24 protein-coding genes are annotated in these 25,392 nt (G+C 60.8%); 13 read left to right on the top strand and 11 right to left on the bottom strand.

The window, feature by feature from the left end; all coding sequences use genetic code 11:
• Window positions 1-43: 43 nt before the first annotated feature.
• Window positions 44-223: a hypothetical protein gene (locus tag BM346_RS13960; protein WP_092014362.1), complete on the bottom strand. Its 180-nt coding sequence runs from the start codon at window positions 221-223 to the stop codon at window positions 44-46.
• A 93-nt stretch (window positions 224-316) separates the two neighbouring features.
• Window positions 317-1,978 (bottom strand): multidrug ABC transporter permease/ATP-binding protein, encoded by a 1,662-nt coding sequence (locus BM346_RS13955; RefSeq protein WP_092014360.1) that lies wholly within the window; start codon window positions 1,976-1,978, stop codon window positions 317-319.
• Window positions 1,979-2,220: 242 nt separating this feature from the next.
• On the opposite strand from BM346_RS13955, the gene BM346_RS13950 reads away from it, so the two are divergent.
• From BM346_RS13950 to BM346_RS13935, 4 genes are all read left to right on the top strand, one after another.
• A complete protein-coding gene (locus tag BM346_RS13950; protein WP_092014357.1) occupies window positions 2,221-3,105 on the top strand; it encodes an ABC transporter substrate-binding protein in 885 nt (294 codons plus the stop codon).
• A gap of 7 nt (window positions 3,106-3,112) precedes the next feature.
• On the top strand, window positions 3,113-5,107 hold the full coding sequence (fhuB, locus tag BM346_RS13945) for a Fe(3+)-hydroxamate ABC transporter permease FhuB (protein ID WP_092014354.1): 1,995 nt from the start codon (window positions 3,113-3,115) through the stop codon (window positions 5,105-5,107).
• A gap of 102 nt (window positions 5,108-5,209) precedes the next feature.
• Complete coding sequence (gene gdhA, locus BM346_RS13940) at window positions 5,210-6,544, top strand: NADP-specific glutamate dehydrogenase (RefSeq protein ID WP_092014351.1); 1,335 nt, start codon at window positions 5,210-5,212, stop codon at window positions 6,542-6,544.
• Window positions 6,545-6,701: 157 nt separating this feature from the next.
• Window positions 6,702-7,514 (top strand): hypothetical protein, encoded by an 813-nt coding sequence (locus BM346_RS13935; protein ID WP_139229941.1) that lies wholly within the window; start codon window positions 6,702-6,704, stop codon window positions 7,512-7,514.
• Between the two features lie 65 nt (window positions 7,515-7,579).
• On the opposite strand, the gene BM346_RS13930 is transcribed toward BM346_RS13935, so the two are convergent.
• The gene (locus tag BM346_RS13930; protein ID WP_092014345.1) at window positions 7,580-8,155 is read right to left on the bottom strand and encodes a histidine phosphatase family protein; all 576 of its coding nucleotides are present in this window, start codon (window positions 8,153-8,155) and stop codon (window positions 7,580-7,582) included.
• A 150-nt stretch (window positions 8,156-8,305) separates the two neighbouring features.
• Here BM346_RS13930 and BM346_RS13925 point away from each other — a divergent pair, with 150 nt between their 5' ends.
• The 3 genes from BM346_RS13925 to BM346_RS13915 all read left to right on the top strand — a co-directional run bounded on the left by BM346_RS13925 (window position 8,306) and on the right by BM346_RS13915 (window position 11,617).
• Window positions 8,306-8,758 carry a YaiI/YqxD family protein gene (locus BM346_RS13925; RefSeq protein WP_092014342.1) on the top strand — a complete coding sequence of 151 codons (453 nt, stop codon included), beginning with the start codon at window positions 8,306-8,308 and terminating at the stop codon, window positions 8,756-8,758.
• Between the two features lie 282 nt (window positions 8,759-9,040).
• A complete protein-coding gene (locus BM346_RS13920) occupies window positions 9,041-9,691 on the top strand; it encodes a hypothetical protein (RefSeq protein WP_092014339.1) in 651 nt (216 codons plus the stop codon).
• A gap of 120 nt (window positions 9,692-9,811) precedes the next feature.
• A complete protein-coding gene (locus BM346_RS13915; protein WP_092014337.1) occupies window positions 9,812-11,617 on the top strand; it encodes an ABC transporter ATP-binding protein in 1,806 nt (601 codons plus the stop codon).
• Window positions 11,618-11,690: 73 nt separating this feature from the next.
• On the opposite strand, the gene BM346_RS13910 is transcribed toward BM346_RS13915, so the two are convergent.
• The gene (locus tag BM346_RS13910) at window positions 11,691-11,906 is read right to left on the bottom strand and encodes a dodecin (protein WP_092014334.1); all 216 of its coding nucleotides are present in this window, start codon (window positions 11,904-11,906) and stop codon (window positions 11,691-11,693) included.
• A gap of 263 nt (window positions 11,907-12,169) precedes the next feature.
• Here BM346_RS13910 and BM346_RS13905 point away from each other — a divergent pair, with 263 nt between their 5' ends.
• From BM346_RS13905 to BM346_RS13895, 3 genes are all read left to right on the top strand, one after another.
• Entirely contained in the window at window positions 12,170-12,955 is a 786-nt protein-coding gene (locus tag BM346_RS13905; protein ID WP_092014331.1) for an ABC transporter ATP-binding protein, read from the top strand.
• Complete coding sequence (locus BM346_RS13900) at window positions 12,945-13,769, top strand: (2Fe-2S)-binding protein (RefSeq protein WP_092014328.1); 825 nt, start codon at window positions 12,945-12,947, stop codon at window positions 13,767-13,769. Before BM346_RS13905 ends, BM346_RS13900 begins: the two co-directional genes overlap by 11 nt.
• A 306-nt stretch (window positions 13,770-14,075) precedes the next feature.
• Complete coding sequence (locus BM346_RS13895) at window positions 14,076-15,194, top strand: PQQ-dependent sugar dehydrogenase (protein ID WP_092014325.1); 1,119 nt, start codon at window positions 14,076-14,078, stop codon at window positions 15,192-15,194.
• Here the strand turns inward: BM346_RS13895 and BM346_RS13890 are convergent.
• A complete protein-coding gene (locus tag BM346_RS13890; RefSeq protein ID WP_092014322.1) occupies window positions 15,188-15,601 on the bottom strand; it encodes a GFA family protein in 414 nt (137 codons plus the stop codon). The two genes, BM346_RS13895 and BM346_RS13890, sit on opposite strands and share 7 nt — an antisense overlap.
• 465 nt (window positions 15,602-16,066) lie before the next feature.
• Between BM346_RS13890 and dacB the strand changes: the two genes are divergently transcribed.
• Complete coding sequence (gene dacB / locus BM346_RS13885; RefSeq protein ID WP_092014319.1) at window positions 16,067-17,584, top strand: D-alanyl-D-alanine carboxypeptidase/D-alanyl-D-alanine endopeptidase; 1,518 nt, start codon at window positions 16,067-16,069, stop codon at window positions 17,582-17,584.
• A 73-nt stretch (window positions 17,585-17,657) separates the two neighbouring features.
• Here the strand turns inward: dacB and BM346_RS13880 are convergent, their stop codons facing one another.
• The 3 genes from BM346_RS13880 to BM346_RS13870 are packed head-to-tail and all read right to left on the bottom strand — an operon-like array spanning window position 17,658 to window position 19,995.
• The gene (locus BM346_RS13880; protein WP_092014316.1) at window positions 17,658-18,431 is read right to left on the bottom strand and encodes an SDR family oxidoreductase; all 774 of its coding nucleotides are present in this window, start codon (window positions 18,429-18,431) and stop codon (window positions 17,658-17,660) included.
• A gap of 59 nt (window positions 18,432-18,490) precedes the next feature.
• Window positions 18,491-19,180 carry a histidine phosphatase family protein gene (locus BM346_RS13875; RefSeq protein WP_092014313.1) on the bottom strand — a complete coding sequence of 230 codons (690 nt, stop codon included), beginning with the start codon at window positions 19,178-19,180 and terminating at the stop codon, window positions 18,491-18,493.
• Between the two features lie 2 nt (window positions 19,181-19,182).
• Complete coding sequence (locus BM346_RS13870; protein WP_092014310.1) at window positions 19,183-19,995, bottom strand: SDR family oxidoreductase; 813 nt, start codon at window positions 19,993-19,995, stop codon at window positions 19,183-19,185.
• A gap of 206 nt (window positions 19,996-20,201) precedes the next feature.
• Here BM346_RS13870 and BM346_RS13865 point away from each other — a divergent pair, with 206 nt between their 5' ends.
• Entirely contained in the window at window positions 20,202-21,152 is a 951-nt protein-coding gene (locus tag BM346_RS13865; protein ID WP_092014307.1) for a LysR family transcriptional regulator, read from the top strand.
• Here BM346_RS13865 and BM346_RS13860 read toward each other — a convergent pair.
• Together BM346_RS13860 and BM346_RS13855 are read right to left on the bottom strand one after the other, a co-directional pair.
• Window positions 21,129-21,485 (bottom strand): hypothetical protein, encoded by a 357-nt coding sequence (locus BM346_RS13860; RefSeq protein ID WP_167812679.1) that lies wholly within the window; start codon window positions 21,483-21,485, stop codon window positions 21,129-21,131. The two genes, BM346_RS13865 and BM346_RS13860, sit on opposite strands and share 24 nt — an antisense overlap.
• A 31-nt stretch (window positions 21,486-21,516) precedes the next feature.
• Window positions 21,517-22,284, bottom strand: a complete 768-nt coding sequence (locus BM346_RS13855) for an EAL domain-containing protein (protein ID WP_092014305.1) — start codon at window positions 22,282-22,284, stop codon at window positions 21,517-21,519.
• Between the two features lie 192 nt (window positions 22,285-22,476).
• On the opposite strand from BM346_RS13855, the gene BM346_RS13850 reads away from it, so the two are divergent.
• On the top strand, window positions 22,477-23,631 hold the full coding sequence (locus tag BM346_RS13850; RefSeq protein WP_092014302.1) for an isocitrate/isopropylmalate dehydrogenase family protein: 1,155 nt from the start codon (window positions 22,477-22,479) through the stop codon (window positions 23,629-23,631).
• A gap of 563 nt (window positions 23,632-24,194) precedes the next feature.
• Here the strand turns inward: BM346_RS13850 and BM346_RS13840 are convergent.
• On the bottom strand, window positions 24,195-25,175 hold the full coding sequence (locus tag BM346_RS13840) for a D-2-hydroxyacid dehydrogenase (RefSeq protein WP_092014296.1): 981 nt from the start codon (window positions 25,173-25,175) through the stop codon (window positions 24,195-24,197).
• Window positions 25,176-25,392: the final 217 nt, after the last annotated feature.

Below are 25,392 nucleotides of genomic sequence, written 5' to 3'. Positions count from 1 at the left end.
TCGAAAAAAGGCAGCCTCGGCTGCCTTTTTTATTGTCTTGCGATCAGGCCACGTAATGGCGAATGAGGGCCAGCACCAGCATCAGCGCGATCAGGGGCAGGATCCAGCGCGACAGGCGCCGGTCATCAATGGCATCACCCTTGTCGGCGTGCTTCTCCAACAATGGCACAATCACCAGCAGGGCCAGAAATAACAGGGCCAGAATAATAAAAAGGGTGGTCATAGGTTCGTCTTCCCCGGGCGATCATCATGGGCCAGTCCCGATTTATGGTACTCTCGCAGGCTAGCAAGCTTCCCTCATGGGCACAAATGCCGCTCAGGTATGACTCACCTGCGCAACCGCATCACGTGATGCCAGCTCCCGTTGCTCACCCTGCAGCTCCCTCAGCTTTCCGCCTTTCATTTCCAGGAGACGGTCCGCCCGTTCGAAATAGTGATCATCGTGACTGATGGCGAACACGGTCATACCCCGGTCATGGAGCCGGGTCAGGAGTTCACGGTAGAACGTGCGCCGGAACTGGGGATCCTGATCCGCGGCCCACTCGTCCAGAAGCAGGAAGTCTCGCTGCTCCGCCACCGCCAGCAACAGTGCCAGACGCTTGCGCTGGCCCTGGGAGAGCTGGGGGTTGGTGACGCGGTTTCCCGCGAACTCCAGTTTTCCACGCATCTGCAACAGATCCAGCCAGGCACTGGTTACCGCCGCTTCCGGCAGATCGCCCTGAGGCCCCAGTAGCTGATCGAAAAGATGGAAGTCGGTAAATACGGCAGCAAACCGCTGCCGGTACTGCTCCCAGTCCAGATCGGTAACCAGAGGTTCACCATCCACCAGTATCTGTCCTGCCCGAGGCCGGTACAGGCCGGTCAGCAGTCGGGCCAGGGTCGATTTACCGCTGCCATTGCCACCAATGAGAAACACCAGCTCGCCACGGTGCAGAGTCAGATCTATCGGACCCACTGCAAATCCTTCCTCCTCGCCATCCTGGTACTGGTAGGTGACTCCCCGGAACTCGATGGTCTGCCAGGCGCCGGACGGACGTTCACCGGTGAACCCGGGCCGGTATCCGGCAAGCCTGAGGGACGCCAGCTTGCGGAACGCCACCTGGGCGTTCAACAGTGTTGGCAGCGCCCCGACCGCCTGGATCAGAGGCGTTCGCAGGAACAGCAGGGTCAGCGAATAGGTGGCCGCAACATTGGTATTGGCCCAGCCCAGGCCGTTGGCGAGAAAAAACGCGACGCCAATGGCACCCAGCATCATGATATTGGACCAGTTTACCGCGGACAGGTGGAAGGTGTCCGAGCGGACGATATGGTGCCGGTAAGCCCCGGCGTGGCGCTCATAATCCTCCTTGAACAGGTGGCGGGCACGATCCCGGTTCAGCGCGAGTTCCTTACGGCCATCAATGAAGGCCTCGTAGTTGCGGTACAGGGCATCTTCGGTGTCACGCACCCGCGCCAGATGACGGTAGACGTTCTGCACCAGATACCACCCCACCAGCATGGTGATGGTGACCCACAGAGCCGTGACCGCCAGCATCCCCGGGGACAGCCAGCCCAGATAGAGAACCGCGCCGATGGTGATGATCACACCCTGCACCAGTTCCGGCAGGCGCACAAACGCAATGGTCACGTTCCGTATGTCAGCGGAGAGGCTGGCCAGCAACCCGGCGCTGCCGATACGCTCCAGGGTTTCGGTGTCGGTATCCAGAATCTGCTTTATCAGGCGTCCACGGAGCTGGTAAACGAAATGATGCCCCAGAATGGTGAGGGACAGCTGAGATGCAAGGGTCACCACCAGCAACAGCACAACCAGCCCAAGGAAGCGTGGCAGCACCTGCCAGGGGTCCGCGAAGGACTCGATCAGCTGCTCGTTGATATAGGCGATCACGCCGATTCCCAGAGCGGCGCTGGCCAGGCTCAGCAGCAGGACAATCAGGAAAGGTGTGCGGTATTGGCGAAAGACGATGGCCAGTAATTCCATCGGGGCTCCAGAGAGGGTGACTGGGGGCGGATAAAAACCCTATAATGAGAATGAATCTTATTGATTTTCTCGTACTTTTGCGTAGGATGCAATCGGAGCCGGCCGGTAACGGACCCTTCCGACCCTGCCAGCGCAGTTCCTGATACCCGGTCTTCTCTGTTATGCCTTCAGCCCCGACAAGATCAGCGATACGCCTGCCTGCCCCGTCGATTGTTCCGTTCTGCATGACGGGCCTTCCGCGGATGGCAAGGGCCGCCTTTGCCTGCCTTTTCCTGCTGGGACTGCTGGCCGGTTGGCCCGCACTGGCCGCCACCCCGGAGGATGCCCCTGCCCCCCGTATTGCCACGGTGGACTGGACTCTGGCGGAAACCATGCTGTCCCTGGGCGTGGTGCCCGTCGGCGTGGCCCAGATCGCCGATTACCAGGCCTGGGTTGAAGAACCCCGGCTCCCGGAGGAGGTAGTCGACCTTGGACTTCGGGCCCAGCCCAATCGTGAGCTGATGGCTTCGCTGGATCTCGACCATACCCTTCTGTCCCCGCTCTACCGGGCCATTGAACCCACCCTCTCCCATATTGCCCCGGTCACCACCCTGGCCACCTACACCTCCGGAGGCGACCTTTGGCAGAACCTGGTGACCACAACCCGCCAGGTGGCGGAAATCACCGGCCGCCAGTCGGGGGCGGACGATGTCATCGAGCAGCACCGCCGGCGGATCGACCGGGTCGGCGACGCCCTCGACGCTGATTTGCCGCCACTTCTTGTCATCCAGTTCATCGATAACCGGCATGTGCGGGTGTTCGGAGAGGGCAGCCTCTACAACATGGTTATGGAGCGCCTCGGCATTGAAAATGCCTGGCAGGGCAGCACCAACCTGTGGGGGTTCGCCACGGTTGGCATCGAAAAGCTGGCCACCCCAGGCCACCTGGTGGTCGTGGAACCAATGCCCATGGGAGTGCGCGAAGAACTCGAGCAAAACCGTCTCTGGCAGCTGTTGCCGCCAGTGCGCCAGCAACGACTGTTTCATCTGCCAGCGGTATGGAGCTTCGGGGGCCTTCCTTCGGCGGCCCGCTTTGCCGAGGAGCTCGGCCAAGCCCTCACCACCCGTCCCCCGTCGAAAGGGATCTGAACGCGTCATGACTCCTGCCCGCCCTCGCCTATCCCCCGGCCAGCTCTGCCTGTTGCTGGCACTTGCCTGTGCCGGACTTGGGTACAGCCTGATCCAGCAGGCCCTGTCGCACCTCGATCCACTGGCATGGATTCCACGGCTGACGTTTCCTGACACGGACCCCATGGCGATGGCCGTGGTCCAGTACAGCCTGCTCCCCAGAATGACCATGGCCGTTATGGTGGGGGCCGCCCTGGGACTGGCGGGGGTTCTGATGCAGCAGGTATTGCGAAATCCCATTGCCTCGCCCACCACACTGGGGGTGGCCAGTGGCGCTCAGCTGGGTCTGCTGGCCGCCACTCTCTACGCCCCTGGCCTGCTGGTCTTCGGGAGCGAGTGGGTTGCCGTGGCCGGCGGCGCCGCCGCTCTTCTCCTCGTCATGTCGCTGTCCTGGCGCCGCGGGCTGGCTCCGGTGGCGGTGGTGCTGGCCGGGCTGGTGGTCAACCTGTACTTCGGCGCCCTCAGCACCGTCCTGATCCTGTTCAACCAGGAGGAATTCCGGGGCCTGCTGGTATGGGCGGCCGGCTCACTGGCCCAGAATAACTGGGACAATGTGCTTCACCTCCTGCCGCGGCTCGCCGGTGCCATCCTGCTGACGGCCCTGCTGGCACGACCGCTTCGGCTGCTGGAGCTGGACGAGGCGAATGCCCGTAGCCTGGGTGCGTCGGTCCGTCAGCTGCGGCTACTGGGGCTGGGGCTGGCTGTATTCATCACCGCTACCGCAGTCAGCCTGGTGGGCATCGTCGCCTTCGTGGGGCTGGCAGCGCCTGCCATCGTCCGACTCATGGGGGCCCGGACCCTGATCCGGAAACTGGTGTGGGCGCCGCTCTTCGGTGGCCTGTTGCTGCTCACCACCGACCTGCTTCTGCTGCAGTATTCCGACCGGCTGCCCTCACTGATCCCGACCGGGGCCATGACCGGTTTGCTGGGCGCACCCCTGCTGCTCTGGATGATCCCCCGCCTTGCCATGGCCGGCACAGGCAGAGGCATGCCCGCAGGTCTACCCGGTGCATCGCGGGTATCGGCGGCCCGGCTGGTCCCCCGCATGCTGATGCTTCTGCTGGTGGCCTTTGGCGTTGCCCTGCTGGTGAGCCAGTCGCCCCAGAGCTGGACCATCGACGTGACCGGGCACTGGGACGCGATCCTGCAGTGGCGACTCCCCCGGATTCTCGCCGCAGGGGGAGCTGGCATCCTTCTGGCCCTCGCCGGTGCCACGATCCAGCGCATTACCGGTAACCCCATGGCCAGTCCCGAGGTGCTGGGTATCAGTGCCGGTACCGCCATTGGCCTGATCATCACCATCGTCCTGGTGCCGGCCGTCACCATGCCGATTCTGGTGGCAGCCGGCGCTGGCAGCGCCTTTACCACACTGGGTGTGCTGGTCCTGCTGAACAGGCGCAGCGGCTTCCAGGCTGAACGCCTGCTGCTGACCGGGATCGCCATCGCCGCCCTGTTCGACCCCCTTCGAAGCATTTTTCTGGCAAACGGGGACCCGAGAATCCAGCAGCTGGTTGCCTGGATGTCAGGCTCCACCTACTACGTGGATATGACCAACGGACTGGCCACCATGGCCTTCGCCCTGGCCTGCCTGGCCATGACTCCCCTGGTTGTCCGCTGGCTGGACCTGCTGCCCCTGGGCACCGACACCGCCGCCGGCCTGGGCGTAAGGGTGAACCGTGTCCGGTTGCTGCTACTGGCACTGGTGGCGGTGCTCACAGCCTTCGCCACGCTCATTGTGGGGCCACTGAGTTTCGCCGGTCTGCTGGCGCCCCATCTCGCCCGTATGCTGGGCCTGGCACGGGCGCTGCCACACCTGCTCGGTGCCGCGCTGATCGGCGCCATCCTGATGGTGACCGCGGACTGGCTGGGCCGTCAGATCCTTTTCCCCCAGGAGATTCCGGCCGGGCTGGTATCCGCGCTGCTGGGGGGCGCCTACTTCATGTGGGGACTGCGAAAGCACTGACCTAAGCCTCGCCTGATCGTTGAGTTTGCTAGTCTCGTATATAGTTGGGGTAACCGATAGGCGGAGAAGGTCATTCATTCCAGAACAGACGTAGGATTGCCCATGACAGCATTTCAGGAGCAGACCCGGGACTATCTCAAGCGACACCACCCCAATTCCGATGAATTCCACCAGGCGGTCAGGGAAGTCTACGACGACATCGCCAGCCTGTACCGTAAACACCGCCACTACCGCGACTGGAATATCGCCGAGCGGATGATGGAGCCGGACCGGATCATTCGCTTCCGGGTCTGCTGGGAGGACGACAAGGGCCGGGTGCAGGTCAACCGGGGCTGGCGGGTACAGTTCAACAATGTCCTGGGCGCCTACAAGGGCGGCATCCGCTTCCACCCCTCCGTGAACGAAAGCGTGCTCAAGTTTCTGGGTTTCGAGCAGTGCTTCAAGAACGCACTGACCGGCCTGCCCATGGGCGGCGGCAAGGGCGGGGCCGACTTCGACCCCAAGGGCAGGAGCGAGCGGGAAATCATGCGGTTCTGCCAGGCCTACATGCAGGAGCTTTTTCATCACATCGAACCCCAGGTGGATGTGCCCGCCGGCGACATTCATGTGGGAAGCCGGGAGATTGGCTACCTGTACGGCCACTACCTCAAGCTCACCCATCGCTGGGAGGGCGTACTGACCGGCAAGTCGCCCAATTTCGGGGGAAGCTGCGGCCGCACCGAGGCAACCGGGTTCGGGGTGGTCTATTTCCTCAAGGACATGCTGGAAGCCCACGACCATGAACTTGAGGGCAAGCGCGTCATGATTTCCGGCGCGGGGACGGTGGCCCTGTACGCGGCTAAAAAATGCATCGCTGAAGGAGCGAGTGTCATTACCCTCTCGGACTCGGGAGGCACGCTGGTATTCAGGGATGGCCTGACCGAAGAGGAGTGGGATTCTCTTTATCGCCTCAAACTGGAGGACCATGGCGAACTCAGGGACGCCGAACACGGTACCTTCCATCAGAGCCGCCAGCCGTGGACCCTGGTCAAGGGCACGATTGCCCTGCCCTGCGCCACGGAGAACGAAATCGACGACAAGGCCATGAAGCACATGCTTGAGAACGGCCTGGTGGCCCTGTGCGAGGGAGCCAACATGCCCCTGACCCGTGACGCCAGGGAGCGCCTCCTGCGGGACAACATCCCCTATGGTCCCGGCAAGGCCGCCAATGCTGGCGGGGTCGCTGTCTCGGGGCTCGAGCGGTCCCAGAATGCCGCCCTGCAGTCCTGGAGCCTGAATACGGTGGATAGTCTCCTGGGCGAGATCATGGTGGATATCCACAAGCGCTGCATCGAGAACGTCGACCGGCAGAATGGCGTCTACCCCTACAGCAAGGGAGCCAACATCTATGGCTTCCGGAGGCTGGCGGATGCCATGGTGTCCTACGGCATCAAGTAAGTCGCGGAGGCGAATGGTCACAGATTATTCAACAAAAACGAGAAGCCGTTCTCGCATTCGAGTAGAAATTGAGACGTTTTTAAGTATCGTCTTGTGTATGCCAAGGAATGGCCTGAAAATCCGACCCTATTTCAACAGGACACAAGGACTTACATCCATGAGCCGGATAGTTTCTTCTCTCGTTTTTTCGATGACCCTTGCGCTTTTGTCTCTGTCAGCTCAAGCCATTGATCTTGCAGACTCTCCCCTCCTCCTGAAGGGCGAGAAAGATGTCGAGGCCATCATTGCGCCCACCGGCGACGGCACCCAGGCCCTGGTCAGGATCACCGGGTTGAACCATCCGACGGACGGCGTTGTTTTTCTGACAGACATCGAAAAACGCGAAAACGACGGTCGCGCCTACCGGGCTGAAGTGGATGGCAAGGTGCGTTCGCTGATCCTGTATGCCCCTTCCTACTGGGCCAATGCCGAGTACAGCACTCACGTGCCTGGCCTGACCGGTGCCATTGGCCTGATGCCGGTCGAGAAGACCGGTGAAAAGGTCGACCTCAGGCAGCTGGTCGCCGAGTACGAACAACAGAAAGGCAAAGGTGTGCAGGCTGAACTGGCCCGATTCGATCGAAAGAAAGCCGCTCATCGGCAAGAGGAGGTATTACAGGAAATCGACAAATCGGCAAGCCAGGTCTGCAACAGCCCGATAACCACCAGGGTGGAGTGGGCCACCCTCAGTGACGAGCAGCTCAATGCTCTCAGCATCTCCGGTTACTGCGGACAGGTGGCGTCGGAAATGGAATACCTGTGCGCCGAGGATAAAGGCGTCAGGGAGGATCTGGGGGCGATCAGTGCTGTCGAATGCCACTTTAGCGACAAGCTTGAACTTCGCCGGAAGGATAACACCCTGGTATTCGCCACCAGCGAGGACGAAACCAACCAGCGGGACAGAATCCGCGACTTCCTGAAAAACCTCTGAAAGCAATCGCAGGCCGTTCGCCCGGCCTTACCCTGGAAGTCCTCGGAGGACATGGTCCGTCGCTGTCAGGGTCCGGGCGTCACCCTCGCGAGCACGACGGGATCATCCGACAGAGGCAACCGTACGATGACGCCCTCGTTTGATGAGGGGTAAACCCCGGTGAGCCGGGTGATATTGACCTGATGGGAGACCAGGATGACAGGAAGTCCGCTTTGCAGTTCATTGACCGCGGACCGGGTTTCCCGCGTCTGTTTGTCAGCGGCACCCCGGTTGCCAAAAAAGGAATTCAGCGACGGCCATTCGGTCACTTTCCCCATGCCCATTCCCCTGGCGGTATCCCGGCTGCGACACCACTGGCTGGTGAATACCCTTGCTCGGGTAATGCCGTGCTTCGCCAGCAGGGGCTTCCATGCCCTCGCCTGCTCCCGTCCGCGCTGACTGAGATTGCGCTGGGTCGAACAGTCCCCCAGCTGGAAGTGCGCCGGGTCGCCGGTGCCCGGTGCCAGGGCATGCCGGAGTATCAGTACCGCCTGGCCCTGTCTCAAAGCCTGCCAGGCATCGGCATTCCGCTCCCCTCCCGCCGAAGCCACCGATACGGCCAGCAGAAACATGACCACAGGAATGACTGCAATGCCCCGCATCACTCTGCCTCCCAATAACCTTTTGAAATCGCGCGGAACACTGTCATTGTTCCGCTGCTTCTGAATCTACGTCGTGAGACACGAAGACGGACTACCGGTTATCATTAACCAACACCCCAAACCCACACTTTGACCGAAGGAAGGTCCTCAATGCCAATCTGGGTTGATGCCGACGCCTGCCCGGTTCCCATCCGGGACATCCTCTGCCGGGCCGCCACCCGCTGGCAGATCGACACCACTTTTATAGCCAATCATTTCATCCGGTTGCCGCCAAGCCCATGGATTCATGCCCGCCAGGTTCCCCAGGGATTCGATGTGGCGGACAATGAGATTGTTGACCAGCTCACCACCGGTGATCTGGTGATTACCCAGGACATCCCACTGGCGGCGGAAGCCATCGAAAAGGGAGCCGATGTGTTCAACCCCCGTGGCCAGGCCTTCACCCGGGAGAACATTCGCCAACGCCTGGCGATGCGAAACTTCATGGAGGAAATGCGCAATGCCGGCGAAGTGACCGGGGGGCCGTCGGCCTTCAGCCAGGGCGACCGCAAGGCTTTTGCCGATCAGCTCGACCGTTGGGTCCAGAAACACCGGGCCCGCTGAAGCCACATCAGGGCCTGGCAGGGCTCAGAGAAACATTAACAGTCCTACCCCCAGACATGTTCCCAGAACCTTTCTAAATCTCTCATATTGTCCGGATTCTGGACTGAACTGTCTCTGGCCGAACTGATGGCGAAATCATTAAATCTTTGCAATCCACTCTTTAGCTGGAGGGAACCGGAGTCATGGTCCTGAATAAGGCACTGATTCACGTCTGGAGGTCAGTGGCGAATAACAGAGACGCAATGAATGAAACCGACTCGACAGCAGCAAAAGGAGGGCAGCATGAAGAAGCAAACCTTGCCCATGGCCATTCTCTCAGCCAGCCTGTTGGCACTTCCGGCTACAGCGACCACCGATGAATCCCCCTATCTTCAGCCGGACGGCTCCTGGATAAGCCTTAGCGGTACCGTTACCAGCACGACGGAGGACAGCTTCCTGCTGGATTACGGGCCAGGTCTTATTGAAGTGGAGATGGATGACTGGGACTGGTTCGATGAGAGCGGTGAGTTCCTTGCCGGTGACAAGGTTACTGTCTACGGGGAAATAGACGACAGCTTCTATGAGCTGACGTCACTGGATGCGACCAGCATCTACGTGGAAAATCTGGGCACTTACTTCTTCGCCAACACGGTCGAAAAAGACACCACGGTAATTCTGGATATGTCCCCGAGCGTGCCCATCGTAACTGGCGATGTGACCCTCACCGGCACTGTCACCAGCGTTGACGGCCGCGAATTCACCATCAACACCGGCATCCGGGAGACGGTGGTAGACACCTCCACCATGCCCTATAACCCCCTGGACGACCAGGGCTTCCAACAGATCAGCGAGGGTGATGTGGTTACCGTACACGGTGATCTCGACGAGGATCTTTTCGATACCCGGGAAATCATGGCCGATGCCATTGTCACCTTGAGCGAGGAAACCGGTTAATCCGCCGGCGCTGAGGGATAAACGCAGCCCCTCCGGCAACGTGAGGGGCTTTTTCCTGTTCTTTTCAGTTCTAAGCTCGCCAGGAATCCGCTAACCTTCCGGCTTTTCGCCGGAGACACCATGTCCGACCCGACTCAAAGAAGTACCAGCCACATCAGCAGCTTCGCCGCGCTCGGTCGCCTGATCCGCTATGCCAGGGGCTATCGCCGCCAGATCATCGCGGCCACCACCTGCTCCATCATCAACAAGCTGTTCGACATCGCGCCAGAAATCCTGATCGGGGTGGCCATTGATGTGGTGGTCAACCAGGAAGACAGTTTTATGGCCTCCCTGGGTTTCGAGACCGCCCGTGAGCAGATCACGGCTCTGGCTATCCTCACTTTCTTTATCTGGGCCGGAGAATCCCTGTTCGAATACCTCTACCAGATACTGTGGCGCAACCTCGCCCAGCGGCTGCAGTCAGACCTGCGCCAGGATGCCTACGAGCACGCCCAGAAACTGGACATGAGCTTCTTCGAGACTCACAGCTCCGGACAGCTGGTCGCCACCATGAACGACGACGTCAACCAGCTCGAGCGCTTTCTCGACGGCGGGGCAAACGCCATGATTCAGGTCCTGGTGACGGTCGTGGCGGTGGGCGCTGTGTTTTTCGTACTCTCCCCGTTGATTGCCCTGCTCGCCTTCACGCCCATTCCCCTGATCATCTGGGGCGCATTCTATTTCCAGCGCAAGGCGGGGCCGCTGTATGCCGATGTCCGGGAAAAAGTGGGCGACCTGTCCAGCCGGCTGTCGAATAATCTGGGTGGCATAGCCACCATCAAGAGCTTTACGGCGGAACAACGGGAAGCCGAGCGTCTGAAGGCCAGCAGTGAGGCCTACGTGGAGGCCAATCGAAAGGCAATCCGGATCAGTTCCGCGTTTATTCCGGTGATCCGCATGGCCATTCTGGCGGGCTTCCTGGCCACGTTTACCGTGGGCGGCATGATGGCCCTCGGTGGTTCACTGAATGTAGGCGCGTATGGCGTGCTGGTCTTCCTCACCCAGCGGTTGTTATGGCCGCTGACGGGCCTGGCGGAAGTGATCGACCTATTTGAGCGGGCCATGGCCAGTACCCAGCGAATCCTCAACCTGCTGGCTGAACCTGTCCGGGTCAGGGACAACGGCCGCGAGGTGTTGCCGGAGCCGGTTCGGGGGGACATCGAGTTCGAAAAGGTCGGTTTCCGGTATGCCGCCAGTGGCGCTGGTATCAGCGATATTTCACTGCGGGTTCCGGCCGGAAGTACGCTGGCTCTGGTGGGAGCGACCGGCTCTGGAAAGTCCACCCTGGTTAAACTGCTGCTGCGTTTCTATGACCCTGACCGCGGCGAGATCCGAATCGACGGCAAGCCCATTGGCTCGCTCAGCCTGCGCTCCCTGCGGGAAGCCATCGGGCTGGTGAGCCAGGACGTCTATCTGTTCGAGGGCACCATCCGCGAGAACCTGGCCTACGGCAACCCACAGGCCAGCGATCAGGAGATCGTGGAAGCGGCAAAAACCGCAGAAGCATGGTCATTCATCCGCGAGCTGCCGGATGGCTTGGCCACCCCGGTGGGTGAACGGGGAGTACGCCTCTCTGGGGGTCAGCGTCAGCGCCTGTCACTGGCTCGGGCCCTCCTGAAGAATTCACCGATCCTGGTTCTGGACGAGGCCACCAGCGCGGTGGATAACGAAACCGAAGCGGCCATTCAACGCTCACTGGCCCGTATCGGCCACAATCGTACCGTGGTAATGATCGCCCACCGCCTGTCCACCATTGTGGATGCGGACCAGATCGCGGTCATCAGGGAAGGAAGAGTGGCGGAGGCCGGCACCCATGCCGAACTCCTTCAAAAAGACGGTCTTTACGCGGCCCAGTGGGCCGTTCAGACCGGACATGCCCTGCCATGAGGCTGGTGGCACCACATATCGACGCCACAACACGACCCAGCCTTCATGGCAAAGGGCTGCATGGGGGAGCGAATCAGCTGTTTTCGATACGGAAGCCGACGTTAAGGCTCACCTGGTAGTGCCCGACCTTGCCGTCGACAATGTGGCCGCGGGTTTCGGTGACTTCGAACCATTCCATGTTACGAATGCTCTTGGCGCATTCGGCCAGGGCATTTTCAATGGCGGCTTCCACGCTTTCCTTTGAAGAGCCAACCACTTCTGTCTTCTTGTAGACGTGATGATCTGACATAAAGAGCCTCCGATCGGCGTTCGTTATCGTTGCGACGTGCCACTGAAGTGACAAGAACAGTATGGCACACCACCAATCTGATGACGGTTTCAGGATTATCAACCATCAGCAGGCGTTACGGCCGGATCCCATGCCCGGATCATTAACAGCGTTATTGAGTTATATTCGCATTACGGTTAACCTTGCCATGTACACTTCGATGGCCCGGTCGTCACGGATACGACCGGTCGTCCACTGACGCCTCCAACACTCAGGATCCCTCCATGTCGACGTTTCTGGACGTTCGGGAACTTCATCTTACTATTGGGGACAACCGGATTCTCCGGGGTATCAACGTCGGCTTCGCCGAGGGCGAAGTCACCGCCCTGCTTGGTCACAACGGCTCCGGGAAGTCCACCCTGCTCAAGGTACTGGCCCGGCAGATGCGTCCCAGCCACGGCCGGGTAACCCTGCATGGCGAGGATATTGGCAGGGCCGGCAGCCGCGAGTTCGCCCGCCAGATCGGCTATCTTGCCCAGCACCCGCCGGCAACCGACGGACTGACCGTGCGGGAGCTGGTCGCGCTGGGTCGCTATCCCTGGCGCGGCCCGCTGGGCCGGTACACACGGGAAGACCATGAGCTGATCGACCAGGCCATATCAGACACCGACCTCGACGGCTTCCGCGACCGTTCCGTGGACATCCTCTCCGGGGGCGAGCGCCAGCGGGCCTGGATCGCCATGCTGCTGGCCCAGCAGACCCGTTGCCTGCTGCTGGATGAACCCATTTCTGCACTGGACGTGCGACATCAGGTGGAAACCCTGCGACTCATTCGCCGGCTCGCCAGCGAAAGGGACCTTACCGTCATTGCCGTGCTTCACGACGTGGACCTCGCCGCCCGCTTCTGTGACCGGCTGGTGGCCCTCCGGGGCGGAGATGAGGGTGGACAGCTGATTGCCGACGGGTCGCCGGAAAAGATCATGAACAGCGATACTCTGGAAAACATTTACAGTGTGCCGATGGGGGTGCTGGAACGGGCTCCCGGCCAATGGGTATCCTATGTCCACTGAGGCGACGGCCCTGTGGGCGCCCGCTGAGGACTGGCCTCAACGTTATGACAGGCTCCTGGCCAGTACCGGCATGGATAGCCGCCAGATTCGCCATAACTTTTCCCTCACCGGGGTAAAGGCCGGTGAAACCGTCAGCGGCGCACTTCTGCGCCAGTGGATGGAGGAAAACGGCCGGGCGGAACGGGAACTGATGGCGGACAGCGGCGCAACCGGGCCCCGGGCTTTGGTTATCCAGGCATCCGTGGCGCAGCGGGATCTCTGCCTGCAGGTACTGGGACCGCTGACCACACGGCTGCTGCTGGACGGCCACAGCCCGGCACCCACCGAAGATTGGGTCATTTTCCGGGAAAGTGGAACCGAAAGCCGATGGACATGGCAGGAATCGGGCACGGAAGCACCCGGGGAGGCGGGCATCCCGGAGTGGATAACCCTGGTATCTGCCACCCTCAGGCGCTGGTACCCCTGGTTCCGCAAGGAGTTGGGATTGAGTCCGGGCGCCTTCTGGAGCAGCGCGGCCCTGGGATTGTCAGCACCTTTCTCCGCACTCTATAACACCGCGGACAGTCAGACGCTGACAACGCTGGCTTCGGAATGGTTGAACCAGTTCGACTGTGATGTGACCCGCTATCTGGAATGGTTACCCGCAACCTTCCAGGGGCAGCAATGCGCCATCCCCCAACGCCGGGGCTGTTGTCTGGATTACCTGTTGCCGGAAGGACGGTACTGCGGCACCTGTGGGGTATTCCGCAAGGAGCGCCTGGCCACCCTGCACCCCAATCAGAGCAACACTGCGACAACAACGCGCCCTACCTGAGCGACCCGGTATCAGATGGCGGGGAAGACCACCATCGCGGTGGCCAGCAGAAGAACCACCAATCCGGCTACTCCGGCCAGTTTCAGCCCCTGCTTCATTTCCTGTTCCGGCATGATCGTCCTCCTGATTCCGGTCTTGTTCAGCCAGCCCGGGGGCCTCCCGGTCCGAAGAGCACACCCCCTGATACACACCGACATTAATGCATTAGATTCTCATTTTCAATTGACCGGCGCCGTTCCGGGACTGAACTATGCTATGGATAGCCCCGTAGTCAATTCGCAAGCTTTTCAGAAAAGGAGTCCGAAGATGCTGGGATCCCGGCTTTCAGTCATGGCGGCGGTTGCCCTGACCCTGTTGCCTCTGGCCTGCGCTGCCCAGAACAGAGCGCCCTCGGCTGACTTCGAGCTGGAAACCGTGGCCCGGGGTCTTGAGCATCCCTGGGCCATCGCGTTCCTGCCCGACGGCCATCAGCTGGTGACGGAGCGGGCGGGCCGTTTGCGGGTGATCGAGGATGGAGAACTGGTGGAGCAGCCAGTGTCCGGCGTTCCGGAACTGGTGGTTTCCGGTCAGGGCGGCCTGCTGGATCTCCAGCTGCACCCTGACTTCAAACAGAACCGGGTCCTGTTCCTCAGCTACGCCCACCGGAACGGAGCGGGCATGACCACCCGGGTGGCACGGGGCGAGTACAGGGACCGTCGCCTTCACAACGTCACGGTCATCTTCGAGGCAGAGCCCCGCTCCAGCACCAGCCGTCATTTTGCCGGCCGCATGGCGATCCCCGACGACGGCTACCTGTATATCGCGGTGGGTGACCGCGGACGGAAGGACCGGGCCCAGGATTTCAGTGACGATGCAGGGGGAGTCCACCGCATTACGCTGCAGGGCGAGGTCCCCGATGACAATCCCTTCCTGGACCGGGAAGACGCCAGCCCCACCCTTTATACCAAGGGCAACAGAAACATCCAGGGAATGACGCTGCATCCGGAAACCGGTGCCATCTGGAGCCACGAACACGGGCCCCGCGGCGGTGATGAGATCAATATCATCGAAGCGGGAACCAACTACGGCTGGCCCGAAATCACCTATGGCATCGACTACAGCGGTGTGCCTATTACCGACAGGACCAGAAAGGAAGGCATGGCCCAGCCTCTCCATTACTGGGACCCATCCATCGCCCCTTCTGGTATGGCGTTCTACACCGGTGACGACTTTCCCCAGTGGCGGGGTGACCTGTTTGTGGGGGCGCTGAAAATGCGAAAATTGGTTCGCCTGGAGTTCGATGGCACCGAAGTCACCAATGAAGAAGACCTGCTGACCGGCTTCGACGAGCGTATCCGGGACGTCGCGATGGGGCCGGATGGTCACCTCTGGTTACTAACAGACGCCCCCGACGGACGGGTCATCCGGATTGTTCCGGCTCAGTGAGGGTCGTTGGTCCGTTGGGTCTTCTCATACTGGGGCAGGTCGTCGGTGATGGTGAACCAGTCGGATTTGGATCCGGTGTAGACATGGGCCGAGGGGCCCTTCCCCAGGGGCTCGTTGATAACGCCCACCCTGAGCCTCAGAATGCCCGGGATGGCGTCCAGCCGGCTGTACAGCTGACTGCCGCAGCGCCCACAGAAGCCCCGGTACTTGCCGGGCCGGGATTCGTATTCAGTGACCAGTGCCTCGCCACTGGTGAAGCTGAGGTGCATCTTCTGTACCGGTGCACTGGCGGAAAAGGCACTGCCGTGAGCACGGCGGCACTGACTGCAGTGGCAGAGGTCGATGGGCCCCAGAGGCCCCGTGTACTGGAATGTAATACCGCCGCAAAGACACTGACCGGTCAGCATAAAAGATAACCCCTTGATTTGAATCCTGTTGGCAAACTCCTGTCGCGCCATTCTAGCAAGGCCGGCTTACCTCCACATCCACTAGTGTCCCGTTTGGTTAATTCGCTGATCTGCTGAGCCACTGAGAGCGTTGGCTCCCGAAGGGCGCGACGCTGGGGCCCCTGGCCGGTGTTGCCAGCCCTTGATGCGGAACCACCACACCGGCGGACTGCCGCCTTGGCCCGAGGCCCCGGCGACACGCAGTAGGTCAGCGAATTAACCAAACGGGACACTAGGGGAAACACTCCGTTACCTCCAGTGACAAAATCGCTTTATTTCCGGCAGGCTGCTGTCATTTTTTAACGTTATGTATAGCCTGGGAGCATGGTCGCGGAGCGTAAAATGGGCTATCGTAACTATGACTATTCCTTAATCAGCAGCCTGCCCCCCGGCACGCACAAAACCAACAGAACGGATACTTGCGGAATGCGGCAGCATCGTTTCCTCGGAAGCACTTTCAGAGCCCTGACGCGCACTGTCGGGATGGCACTCATTTCCGCTGGCCTTGTTACAACCCTGGCTTCGGCAGCTTCGGCTGCGTCGACCGAGCCCAGACTCTGGGGCGGACAGGTAAGGGTTTTCGCCGAACAGTCCCTGGAAGACCAGAAAGGCCTGAGTGTGGCAGCCATCCCCCTGAATGGTCCGGGGATCGAACAGTTCATCAACGCCGATACGCAGATGAGCCCGGGCTCCATCATGAAGGTGCTGACCACCTATGCCGGCCTGGAACTCTTGGGACCGAACCACCGCTGGACCACCCGCTTCGTGACCGATGGACTGCTTGCCGGAGACACGCTCAAGGGTGATCTATACATCGAGTTCGGCGGCGACCCGAAGCTGACCATGGAGCGCATCTGGTCGGCTCTGCGGGACATCCGGGGCATGGGCGTGCGCACAATAGACGGTGACCTCGTCCTCGACGGTCATGTGTTCCTGCTGCCGGAAGGCCTGCCCACCTTCCATGACAATGGCAACAATCCTTATCGGCCGTTTCTGGTGGAACCCTCTGCGGTTCTGACCAACTTCAACCTGCTGCATTTCCAGGCCCGCTCGGACGAGCGGGGGGTCCGGTCCTGGGTCAGTCCCGCACTGCCTTCAGTGACCGTGGACAACCGGATAACCGCCACCCGCGAGGGCCCCTGCCCCAGCCGCAACGCTCTCAGCTGGACACCGGCCTTCGATAACCAGGGCCGGGTTACCGTCCGGGTTGAGGGAAAGCTGCCCCGGGGCTGTCAGGCCAGCACCTATCTCTCCATGCTGCCCCATGACCGGTACAGCGCCGAGCTGATCCTTTCCCTGTGGCAGGAAATGGGAGGTACAGTGACCGGGGGCTGGCGCCATGGCATCACACCCCCCGAGGGACGGCTGATTGCCACCACCATCTCACCGGACCTGGTCGACATGGTGCGGGACATCAACAAGTGGAGCAGTAATGTCATGGCCCGCCAGCTACTGCTGTCCCTTGGCGCCAGCAGCCGCCATCCTGGGGACAACGACGACCGGGTGTCCGGCATTCGCGCCATTTACGACTGGCTCGAGGACAAGGGTGTCGATACCCAAGGCATGGTTATCGACAACGGCAGCGGGCTTTCGCGTCATGCCCGCCTGACCGCTCGTCAGGTGTCCCAGATTCTGACCCACGCCTGGCAGAGTCCTTTTGGCTCCGACCTGATGACCTCCATGCCCCTCACCGCAATGGATGGCACCATGGCCCGGCGGCTTCGTAACCTCGGCATGGAAGGCATGGGCCGGATCAAGACCGGTTTACTGCAGGACGTGCGTTCGGTTGCCGGCTTCACGCGGGACGCCAACAACACGACCTGGGCCGTGGTGGGGATCGTCAACCATTCTCCTGCCTGGCAGGGTCAGAGTCTGCTGGACAAGGTCCTGCATTCCCTGCACCGCAATCCGCCCACCGGTACGGCTCTCTCCAAGGCGAACTGAACCACCGGCACGGACACAAAAAAGCCCCGGTCGCCTGTGACAGCCGGGGCTTTTTATTTCCGGGACGGCAGGATCAGACGGTCAGATAGCCGCCATCCACATTGACACAGGTGCCCGTGGTGTAGCTAGAAGCATCGGACACCAGATACAACACGGTACCGGCCATCTCGTCCGGATCCGCCATGCGGTGCATGGGAATATGCTCCATCGCACGCTCACGAACGCTGTCATTGGTGGTCAGGGCACTGGCAAACTTGGTGTCGGTCAGACCCGGCAGCAGTGCATTCACCCGGATATTGTCAGGACCAAGCTCCCTTGCGTAGGCACGGGTCATGGAAATGACGGCGGCCTTGGTAATGGAGTAGATGCCCTGCATCAGGCCCGGAGTGACACCATTGACAGAAGCCACGTTGACGATTGTGCCAGCGGTGCCCTCCGCTTTCATGAGTTTGGCGGCTTCGGCGCACATGAAGAAATAACCCCGGATGTTCACGTCCACCGTTTTCTGGAATGCCCCCAGGTCAGTGTCTTCGATCTTGCCGAAGTAGGGATTGGTGGCGGCGTTGTTCACCAGGATGTCCAGCCTGCCGTGCTTTTCACGGATGTGCCTCCAGATCGAGTCAAGCTGTTCCATTTCGCCGATGTGGCAGGCAACGGCCTCCGCACTGCCACCGCTCTCCCTGATACTGCTGGCCACAGCCTCGCAACCGTCGATCTTGCGGCTACTGACGATGACATGGGCACCGTTTTCCGCCAGCAGGCGGGCCACGCTCTCACCAATGCCCCGGCTTGCACCGGTGACCAGTGCGACCTTGCCGTCCAGATCAAAAAGGTTCTTCTTGCTCATCATGCTCTCCTTTCTATCGGTTTAACGGATTTCCTTACCATGGAAGGTCCGGACACAGGTCAGCGGAACGTCACCAAACCGGGATCCTCGGCTTCCAGGTGGCCGTAGTTATTGAACACCGCCAGGCTTCGGCGCTTGCCGGAATACAGCACACGGGTGACGCTGGTGTTCGCAATCATCTCGTTGAGACCCAGAGCCTTGCTGTCACTGATGCCGAGCAGACTCTGGACAATAATGGCGATGGGACCGCCAGAGGTGGACACGAAAACGTCGCCACCGTCCGCCCACTGGATCAGGTCGTCCAGGGCCAGCTGGACGCGGGTCTTGAACTGGGACCAGCTCTCCGGATAATCATCGTCGTGCTCGGCGCTGACCCAGCGCTGGACTGCCTTGACGAAGGTCTGCTGGAAGGTTTTCGCAGGGTGGCCACTGGCCTCGAGCTCCGCCAGCATCCGCTCGCGGTCGGCCCATTCAGGCCGGAAACGGTGGACCACCGAGGCGTGGTCAAACTCGTTGAAGCCGGTCGCCACCTGCATGTCGGGAAAGCTCTGCCGGTAGCCACTGGCAATGGCTTCAACCGTTTCCCTGTGGCGCCTCATGTTGCCGCCGATCACCACGTTAGGGGTAACGCGACCCGCCAGCCAGCGCCCCAGTACCCGGGCCTGTTCCCAGCCCGTTTCGGAAAGCCGGTCATAGTTGTCGTCGCCAAAGCTGGCCTGGCCATGACGTATCAGATAGATGGTTGCCACGGTCAGCCCCCCGCCATTCTCTTCGACCAGCGCCGGCTCTGGCGACGCATGATGTACTCGAACGCCCAGGGCGCATGGCGCTTGAGGATCCAGAGACGCTTTTCCCTCTGGTGCGGCAACACCCAGAACTCGTGGTTCTCCACCGCCCGGATAATATCGTCGGCGACGTCCTCCGCGGTGACGGTGGAGTGCTTCATTAGCTTGTTGATGTTCTGCTGGATACCGGGGAGGTCCGAGCGCATGCCGCTGGCCAGGTTCGTCTGGAAGAAAGACGGGCAGACACAGCAAACGTGTATACCGGCATCCCCCAGCTCCAGATTCAGGGTTTCCGACAGGGCGATAACCCCTGCCTTGGAAACGTTGTAGCTGTCCATCAGCGGAGCCAGCATCAGCCCGGCCATGGAGGCCACGTTGACGATGGTACCGCTGCCCTGCCTCTTCAGCAGCGGCGTGAAGACCTTACAGCCACGGACCACGCCAAGAACATTGATGTCCAGGATCCACTCCCAGTCCGCAATGGTGGAATCCTCAATGGAGCCCGCGGTAGCCACGCCGGCATTGTTGACCACGATGTCGACGCCGCCCCAACGACTCTCCAGTTCCGCCCGGACCTTTTCCAGATCGCTCAGGCGCCGCACATCGCAGGGCATGAACAGCGCCTCACCACCGGCGGCATTGAGTTCGTCTTCCGCGACCAGACCGGATTCCGGATTCACATCACCGATACAGACCCGGGCACCCTGCCGGGCATACCGCAGCGCAAGGGCACGGCCAAGGCCGCTGGCTCCCCCGGTAATAAAGACTCTTTGGGACATAGCTCAGATTCCACCCTTTTTGAAAACAGGACATACTGCCCCGCCCGGTTGATTCGTTAACCCCGGCGGACACTGGTGTCCCGTCCGGGACACTAGCGTCCTGTTAACTATTATGCGACTGAATTATTCTAATCCTTTATCATAACGTTCGCTTATTATCCGGTCTTTCTGCACCGGACGCTGTTTTACCAGCTAAGGACGCCATCATGGCCTCAAACCGGCTAGATCTTAACCTGCTTCACGTGTTCGATACCATTTATCGAGAGGGTAGCCTGACCCGTGCCGCCCGGGCCCTGCATCTGACACAGCCCGCCGTCAGTCACTCCCTGGCCCGGCTGCGGGATCATTTCGATGACCCGCTGTTTTCCCGGCAGGGCAATCGCATGGTCCCCACTCCCCTGGCCCGCCGCTTCGTGGAATCCATGCGTCCCGGACTGAATCAGATCCACAGCGCCGTAAACCAGTTTCATGCCTTTGATCCAACCAGTCATCGCAAGACCTTTGCCCTGGCATTGCGGGACGTTCTCGAGTCCACGTTCCTGCCGCGGCTGGTGATGCAACTGAACCACTTCCCGGACATCGAGATCAACAGCCAACGGATCGCCCGCCGGGACATGGAAAGTCTGCTGGCCGCCGGCAAGCTGGATTTCGCAGTGGACGTGCTGCTGCCAATCAGCGACCAGACTGCCCACGAACGGCTTCGCAAGGACCGGCTCGTGGTCATGGCGCGAAAGGATCACCCCCTGGCGGGCCGGGACCTGACCATGGACGATTACCTTGCCGCCCGCCACATTCTGGTGTCATCACGAACCGAGGGGCCGGGAATCGAGGATTTCGAGCTATCCAGGCTGGGCCTGCAGCGCCGCATCCGACTGCGCTGCCAGCATTTCTATGCTGCCTGCCAGGTGGTGGAAATGTCCGACCTGCTGCTCACCATGCCGGAGGGCTATGCACGGCAGATCGTCGAGCATTCCGATACCTGCATCCTGAATCCGCCGGAGGGATTGCCGGAAGTGGACGTGCACCTTTACTGGCATCGTGCCTACGCAAAAGAGCCGGCGCTGTTGTGGCTGAAGGAACAGTTCCACAGGGTGGCCGCCGAAGGCAAGGCAAAGGACCAGAGGGCCTCCTCCTCAGAGCACGCCGATAATCCATAGGAAAAGCGCGAAGCCGCTGGCGGTTAGGCCCAGGGCAACCAGTACGATGCCAAGCCCCCACCAGACAGCCGCACCGTCGGAGACGGGCACGTGGTGGGCACGGAGGGTGCGATAGAACGCCCAGGGGCCCAGTACGAAGGCGCCGAAGACGGCAAATGCCAGCCCGATACAGACACCGGAGAACGTCCAGGTAGCCAGGTTGGTGGCGCGGTCATTGAGCGACTCCACTACGCCATGATTTCTGAGAAACCAGCGCGCGAGCAGCCAGATCAGTCCATAGAGCACGGCGACAAAAACGATGCCGCCCACCAGAGTTACCAGCCGATAGGCCAAAATACCCTCCGTCGATCGCAGAATTCGTGAATCACAGCTTCGGGAAGTGTGGTTGCGGCAACGACTCGAAGCCCGGCCGGGCGAACAGATAACCCTGGAAAAGACTGATACCCCGACCTCGCAGCCAGGCATACTCTTCCTCGGTTTCTACCCCCTCCGCCACAATTCGGCCACCCAGCTCCCGCATCATCGTGATAATGCCATTGACGACTGCCTGCTTGTTGGGCTCCCGATCAATATTACGGACCAGCCCCATATCCAGTTTCAGAAAATCCGGCGGACTGACCGTCATGATGTTGTAACGGGAAAAGCCGGCCCCGAAATCGTCAATGGCTGTACTGAACCCCATCTTCTGGTACGTCTTGATGATGGAGACCAGATGATCGATTGATGAAAGATCTTCGCCTTCGGTCAGCTCAAAAATGATCTTGTTGATATCAAAATTATAGTTCCTGGCCGCCGCAAGTGTGGTCCGGATGCAGTATTCCGCCTGGTACACGGCGTTGGGCATGAAGTTGATACTCAGCATGGCATCCATATCCAGCCGGGAAGCGAGCTTGACCGCTTTTACCCGGCAGATCTGGTCAAAGGCATAGCGGTTTTGGCTATTCACCTGTGACAACACACTCCAGGCGCTCTCGCCACCGGTGCCCCTCACCAGGGCCTCGTAGGCGAATACACTCTCATCAGAAGAGTCCACGATAGGCTGGAACGCAAAGGAAAACTGGAAATCGAGGCCTTCGCCGCAGGCGCACTGGCCACAATGGGATTCGTCAAACAGCACTTCTGGACGCTCCACAGCAACTCCTTACCCGGAAAATGATTGGCTTTCCGCTATTTACTATAGACACCCGCCGGAAACCCGCAAAACAAATGACGACACTGACGAATGCGGCACGGATGACTACACTGACCAAGGGTCAGGTTACCCGTTTATCGACCGCCCTGTTGCAAACTTCTGTCAATTTCATATCGCAAGGAGTTCCTTCCGATGCCCGAGACCCTGCGGATTGCCGTCACCCCTGGTGACGGTATTGGCCCGGAAGTCGTCACCGAAGCCGTTCACTGTCTGGAAGCGCTTCGGGAGAAACACCAGCTACCGCTGGAATGGACCCGGTTCCCCTGGCCATCCCACGCCTGGCACGAAATGCATGGCGAGGTAATGCCCCATGACGCCATGGCACAACTTGCGGATTACGACGCCATACTGCTGGGCGCCCTTGGCGATCCTGGCCCGCTCGACGACCCCGATCGCTACCTGCTGCCGGACAGTGTATCCCTGGCGCCGTTGCTGGACATGCGCAAGGGATTCGACCAGTGGGTCTGCGAACGCCCCGCGCGTTTGCTGCCGGGAGCCCGCCAGTATCTCGCCGATGAGCGCGCCAGGGATGTCGACATGCTGGTGATACGGGAGAACAGCGAGGGTGAGTATGTGGGCCAGGGGGGCCGGTTACGCCAGGGCACCGAGCACGAAGTGGCGACCCAGATGGAGGTGTTCACCCGACGGGCCACCGACCGCATTGTCCGCTATGGATTTGAACGGGCACGCCTGAGGGCCGAGGCCCGCAGGGCGGAGGGCAAGACTCGGGAATTTCGTACTCTTGACGGCACGCGGCGTGAAAGCCAGGTCTGTGTCATCACCAAGCGCAATGCCCTGCGCTACTGGGGGGACATGTATACCGAGGTTTTCGAGGAAGTGGCAAAAGACTATCCGGACGTTGCCACCCACCACGAACTCATTGACGCAGCCTGCATGAAGTTCGTCCAGGCTCCGTGGGCCTTTGATGTGGTGGTGGCGAGTAACCTGCAGGGGGACATCCTCACGGACCTTGCCGCCGTCCTCTCCGGCGGCATGGGCGTTGCTCCTTCATGCAACCTCAATCCCGACAATCCCGCCATGCCATCCATGTTCGAGCCCACACACGGCAGCGCTCCGGACATCGCTGGCCAGGGCCTGGCGGACCCGACCGCTATGCTGTTCACCACCGCCCGCATGCTGGAATGGCTGGGCCGCCGCGATCCCTCGCTCACCATGGCGGGCCGGGAACTTTACGCCGCCGTAGCGGCCGACCTGGCCGAGAACGGCGGTACCCGGCGGGACACGCGGGAAATCGCCGACTCCGTGCTGGCCCGTCTGAAGGAATGAGATTTGCCACGGAATCCACGAAAGGGCACGGAAAGAAACGATCAAAAATAGCCACGGACGACAAGGACATTCACGGACAAAAAAATTCTTTTATTAAGAAGTTTTTTGGGCCGGTCGCGCAGGGCCCGGAGCCAGCCGATGCCATCATCGGACGTAAGGCAGACGCTGAAACTGTAGGAGCCAGCCTGCTGGCGAGGACCCGGGGACCGGGCTTCAGGGCTACCCTCTTCGCCAGCAGGCTGGCTCCTACAGGAGCGGGCATGGCCGCCGAATACGCGGAATTCAGGAAACTGTAGGAGCCAGCCTGCTGGCGAGGACCAGGGCACCGGGCTTCAGTGATACCCTCTTGGCCAGCAGGCTGGCTCCTACAAAAGCGGGCATGGCCGCCGAATACGCGGAATTCAGGAAACTGTAGGAGCCAGCCTGCTGGCGAGGACCCGGGGACCGGGCTTCAGGTCTACCCTCTTCGCCAGCAGGCTGGCTCCTACAGGAGCGGGGGTGGCCGCCGGACACGCGGAATACAGGACCATGCGTGGCGCCGCGTACGCGGAATACCGGCTCAGTCAGCTACCCGCGTACCCCAGCTTTTTGTTGACGTTGTTGAACAGCTCCTCCCCCTTGTGCCAGCGGTCGAAGTTGTCCAGGAACTGGTCGGTCAGGGCCCGGCGCCAGCCGATGAAATCACCGGACATATGGGGGGTAAGGATGACGTTGCCCATATCCCAGAGGGGATGATCCTCCGGCAGGGGTTCTTCCTCGAATACATCCAGGGCAGCGCCCGCGATTTCACCCTTGTTAAGAGCCTTGATCAGGTCATCGGTGTTCACGATGGGGCCACGACCGATGTTGATGAGGCGGGCGCTGTCCTTCATGGCGGCGAACGCTTTGCTGTCAAAGAGGCCCTCGGTCTGGGGGGTCAGGGGTGCTGCTATCACTACGAAGTCCGCCACCTCCAGCTTTTCGAAAAGCTGTTCATTGGCATGCACGGCGATAAAGTCCTCATCGTCGGTACGGGCATGACGGGCGATCCCGTGGGGGTTCATGCCGATGCTTCGGGCCAGACGGGCTATCTGGTGGCCGATGGAACCGGCCCCAACCACCAGTACTTCCCGTCCTTCCGCCCGTTCAGTGTCCCGGTGTTTCCATTTGTGTCCCGCCTGCAGCCGCATGGACCGGGGGAAATCCTTGATGAACATCAGCATGGTGCAGAGCACATACTCGGCGATACTGCGATCGAAGATACCCCGGGCGTTGGTAACCTTCACGTCGCTCTCGATCAGTGCCGGAAACATCAGGGCATCCACCCCGGCACTGGTGGCGTGAATCCACTCCAACCTGTCGGCGGTGGACCATGCCGCCTCCAGCGCGTCGGTACGGAAGTCCGTGACCATCATGACCCGGGTGCCGGGGAGGCTTTCCCGCAGTGTCTCCTCGTCCCAGGCGAGTCGCACCTCGCCCCGGGCCCGGATCGCATCAATGCCTGGCGGTTCCGGCTCGCCCGGTGCAGTGAGTACCGTGATTATGGGCTTGTCGTGGTGGCTCATGGCTGTCGGGTCCTCCTGAGATTGGGACTGAGTGTGTCCTGAGTTTGGCCTCTGGCGCAGGCCCGGTCAAACCCCTGCCGGCGGTGCACCCGGGGTTGTGAAGCAGGCTTCGTAAAAACATCTCATAGTCCTTGTACCGCAATTGCCTACTGGACTACTCTGCCAGAGGAGTCACGCATACATGTGGCGTGGGCCGGTGTTCGCCATACCCGGCCTG

It is taken from the genome of Marinobacter daqiaonensis (assembly GCF_900115285.1).
Lineage (GTDB): Bacteria > Pseudomonadota > Gammaproteobacteria > Pseudomonadales > Oleiphilaceae > Marinobacter > Marinobacter daqiaonensis.
This window is presented reverse-complemented; position numbering and strand designations above follow the sequence as displayed.

Coding starts and splice junctions, on each gene's coding strand:
- BM346_RS13910 (WP_092014334.1), bottom strand. CDS start 11,906: ATGTCAGATCATCACGTCTACAAGAAGACAGAAGTGGTTGGCTCTTCA.
- BM346_RS13880 (WP_092014316.1), bottom strand. CDS start 18,431: ATGAGCAAGAAGAACCTTTTTGATCTGGACGGCAAGGTCGCACTGGTC.
- BM346_RS13850 (WP_092014302.1), top strand. CDS start 22,477: ATGCCCGAGACCCTGCGGATTGCCGTCACCCCTGGTGACGGTATTGGC.
- fhuB (WP_092014354.1), top strand. CDS start 3,113: ATGACTCCTGCCCGCCCTCGCCTATCCCCCGGCCAGCTCTGCCTGTTG.
- dacB (WP_092014319.1), top strand. CDS start 16,067: ATGCGGCAGCATCGTTTCCTCGGAAGCACTTTCAGAGCCCTGACGCGC.
- BM346_RS13915 (WP_092014337.1), top strand. CDS start 9,812: ATGTCCGACCCGACTCAAAGAAGTACCAGCCACATCAGCAGCTTCGCC.
- BM346_RS13960 (WP_092014362.1), bottom strand. CDS start 223: ATGACCACCCTTTTTATTATTCTGGCCCTGTTATTTCTGGCCCTGCTG.
- BM346_RS13935 (WP_139229941.1), top strand. CDS start 6,702: ATGAGCCGGATAGTTTCTTCTCTCGTTTTTTCGATGACCCTTGCGCTT.
- BM346_RS13920 (WP_092014339.1), top strand. CDS start 9,041: ATGAAGAAGCAAACCTTGCCCATGGCCATTCTCTCAGCCAGCCTGTTG.
- BM346_RS13930 (WP_092014345.1), bottom strand. CDS start 8,155: ATGCGGGGCATTGCAGTCATTCCTGTGGTCATGTTTCTGCTGGCCGTA.
- BM346_RS13870 (WP_092014310.1), bottom strand. CDS start 19,995: ATGTCCCAAAGAGTCTTTATTACCGGGGGAGCCAGCGGCCTTGGCCGT.
- BM346_RS13895 (WP_092014325.1), top strand. CDS start 14,076: ATGCTGGGATCCCGGCTTTCAGTCATGGCGGCGGTTGCCCTGACCCTG.
- BM346_RS13905 (WP_092014331.1), top strand. CDS start 12,170: ATGTCGACGTTTCTGGACGTTCGGGAACTTCATCTTACTATTGGGGAC.
- BM346_RS13865 (WP_092014307.1), top strand. CDS start 20,202: ATGGCCTCAAACCGGCTAGATCTTAACCTGCTTCACGTGTTCGATACC.
- BM346_RS13840 (WP_092014296.1), bottom strand. CDS start 25,175: ATGAGCCACCACGACAAGCCCATAATCACGGTACTCACTGCACCGGGC.
- BM346_RS13925 (WP_092014342.1), top strand. CDS start 8,306: ATGCCAATCTGGGTTGATGCCGACGCCTGCCCGGTTCCCATCCGGGAC.
- BM346_RS13890 (WP_092014322.1), bottom strand. CDS start 15,601: ATGCTGACCGGTCAGTGTCTTTGCGGCGGTATTACATTCCAGTACACG.
- BM346_RS13900 (WP_092014328.1), top strand. CDS start 12,945: ATGTCCACTGAGGCGACGGCCCTGTGGGCGCCCGCTGAGGACTGGCCT.
- gdhA (WP_092014351.1), top strand. CDS start 5,210: ATGACAGCATTTCAGGAGCAGACCCGGGACTATCTCAAGCGACACCAC.
- BM346_RS13955 (WP_092014360.1), bottom strand. CDS start 1,978: ATGGAATTACTGGCCATCGTCTTTCGCCAATACCGCACACCTTTCCTG.
- BM346_RS13950 (WP_092014357.1), top strand. CDS start 2,221: ATGGCAAGGGCCGCCTTTGCCTGCCTTTTCCTGCTGGGACTGCTGGCC.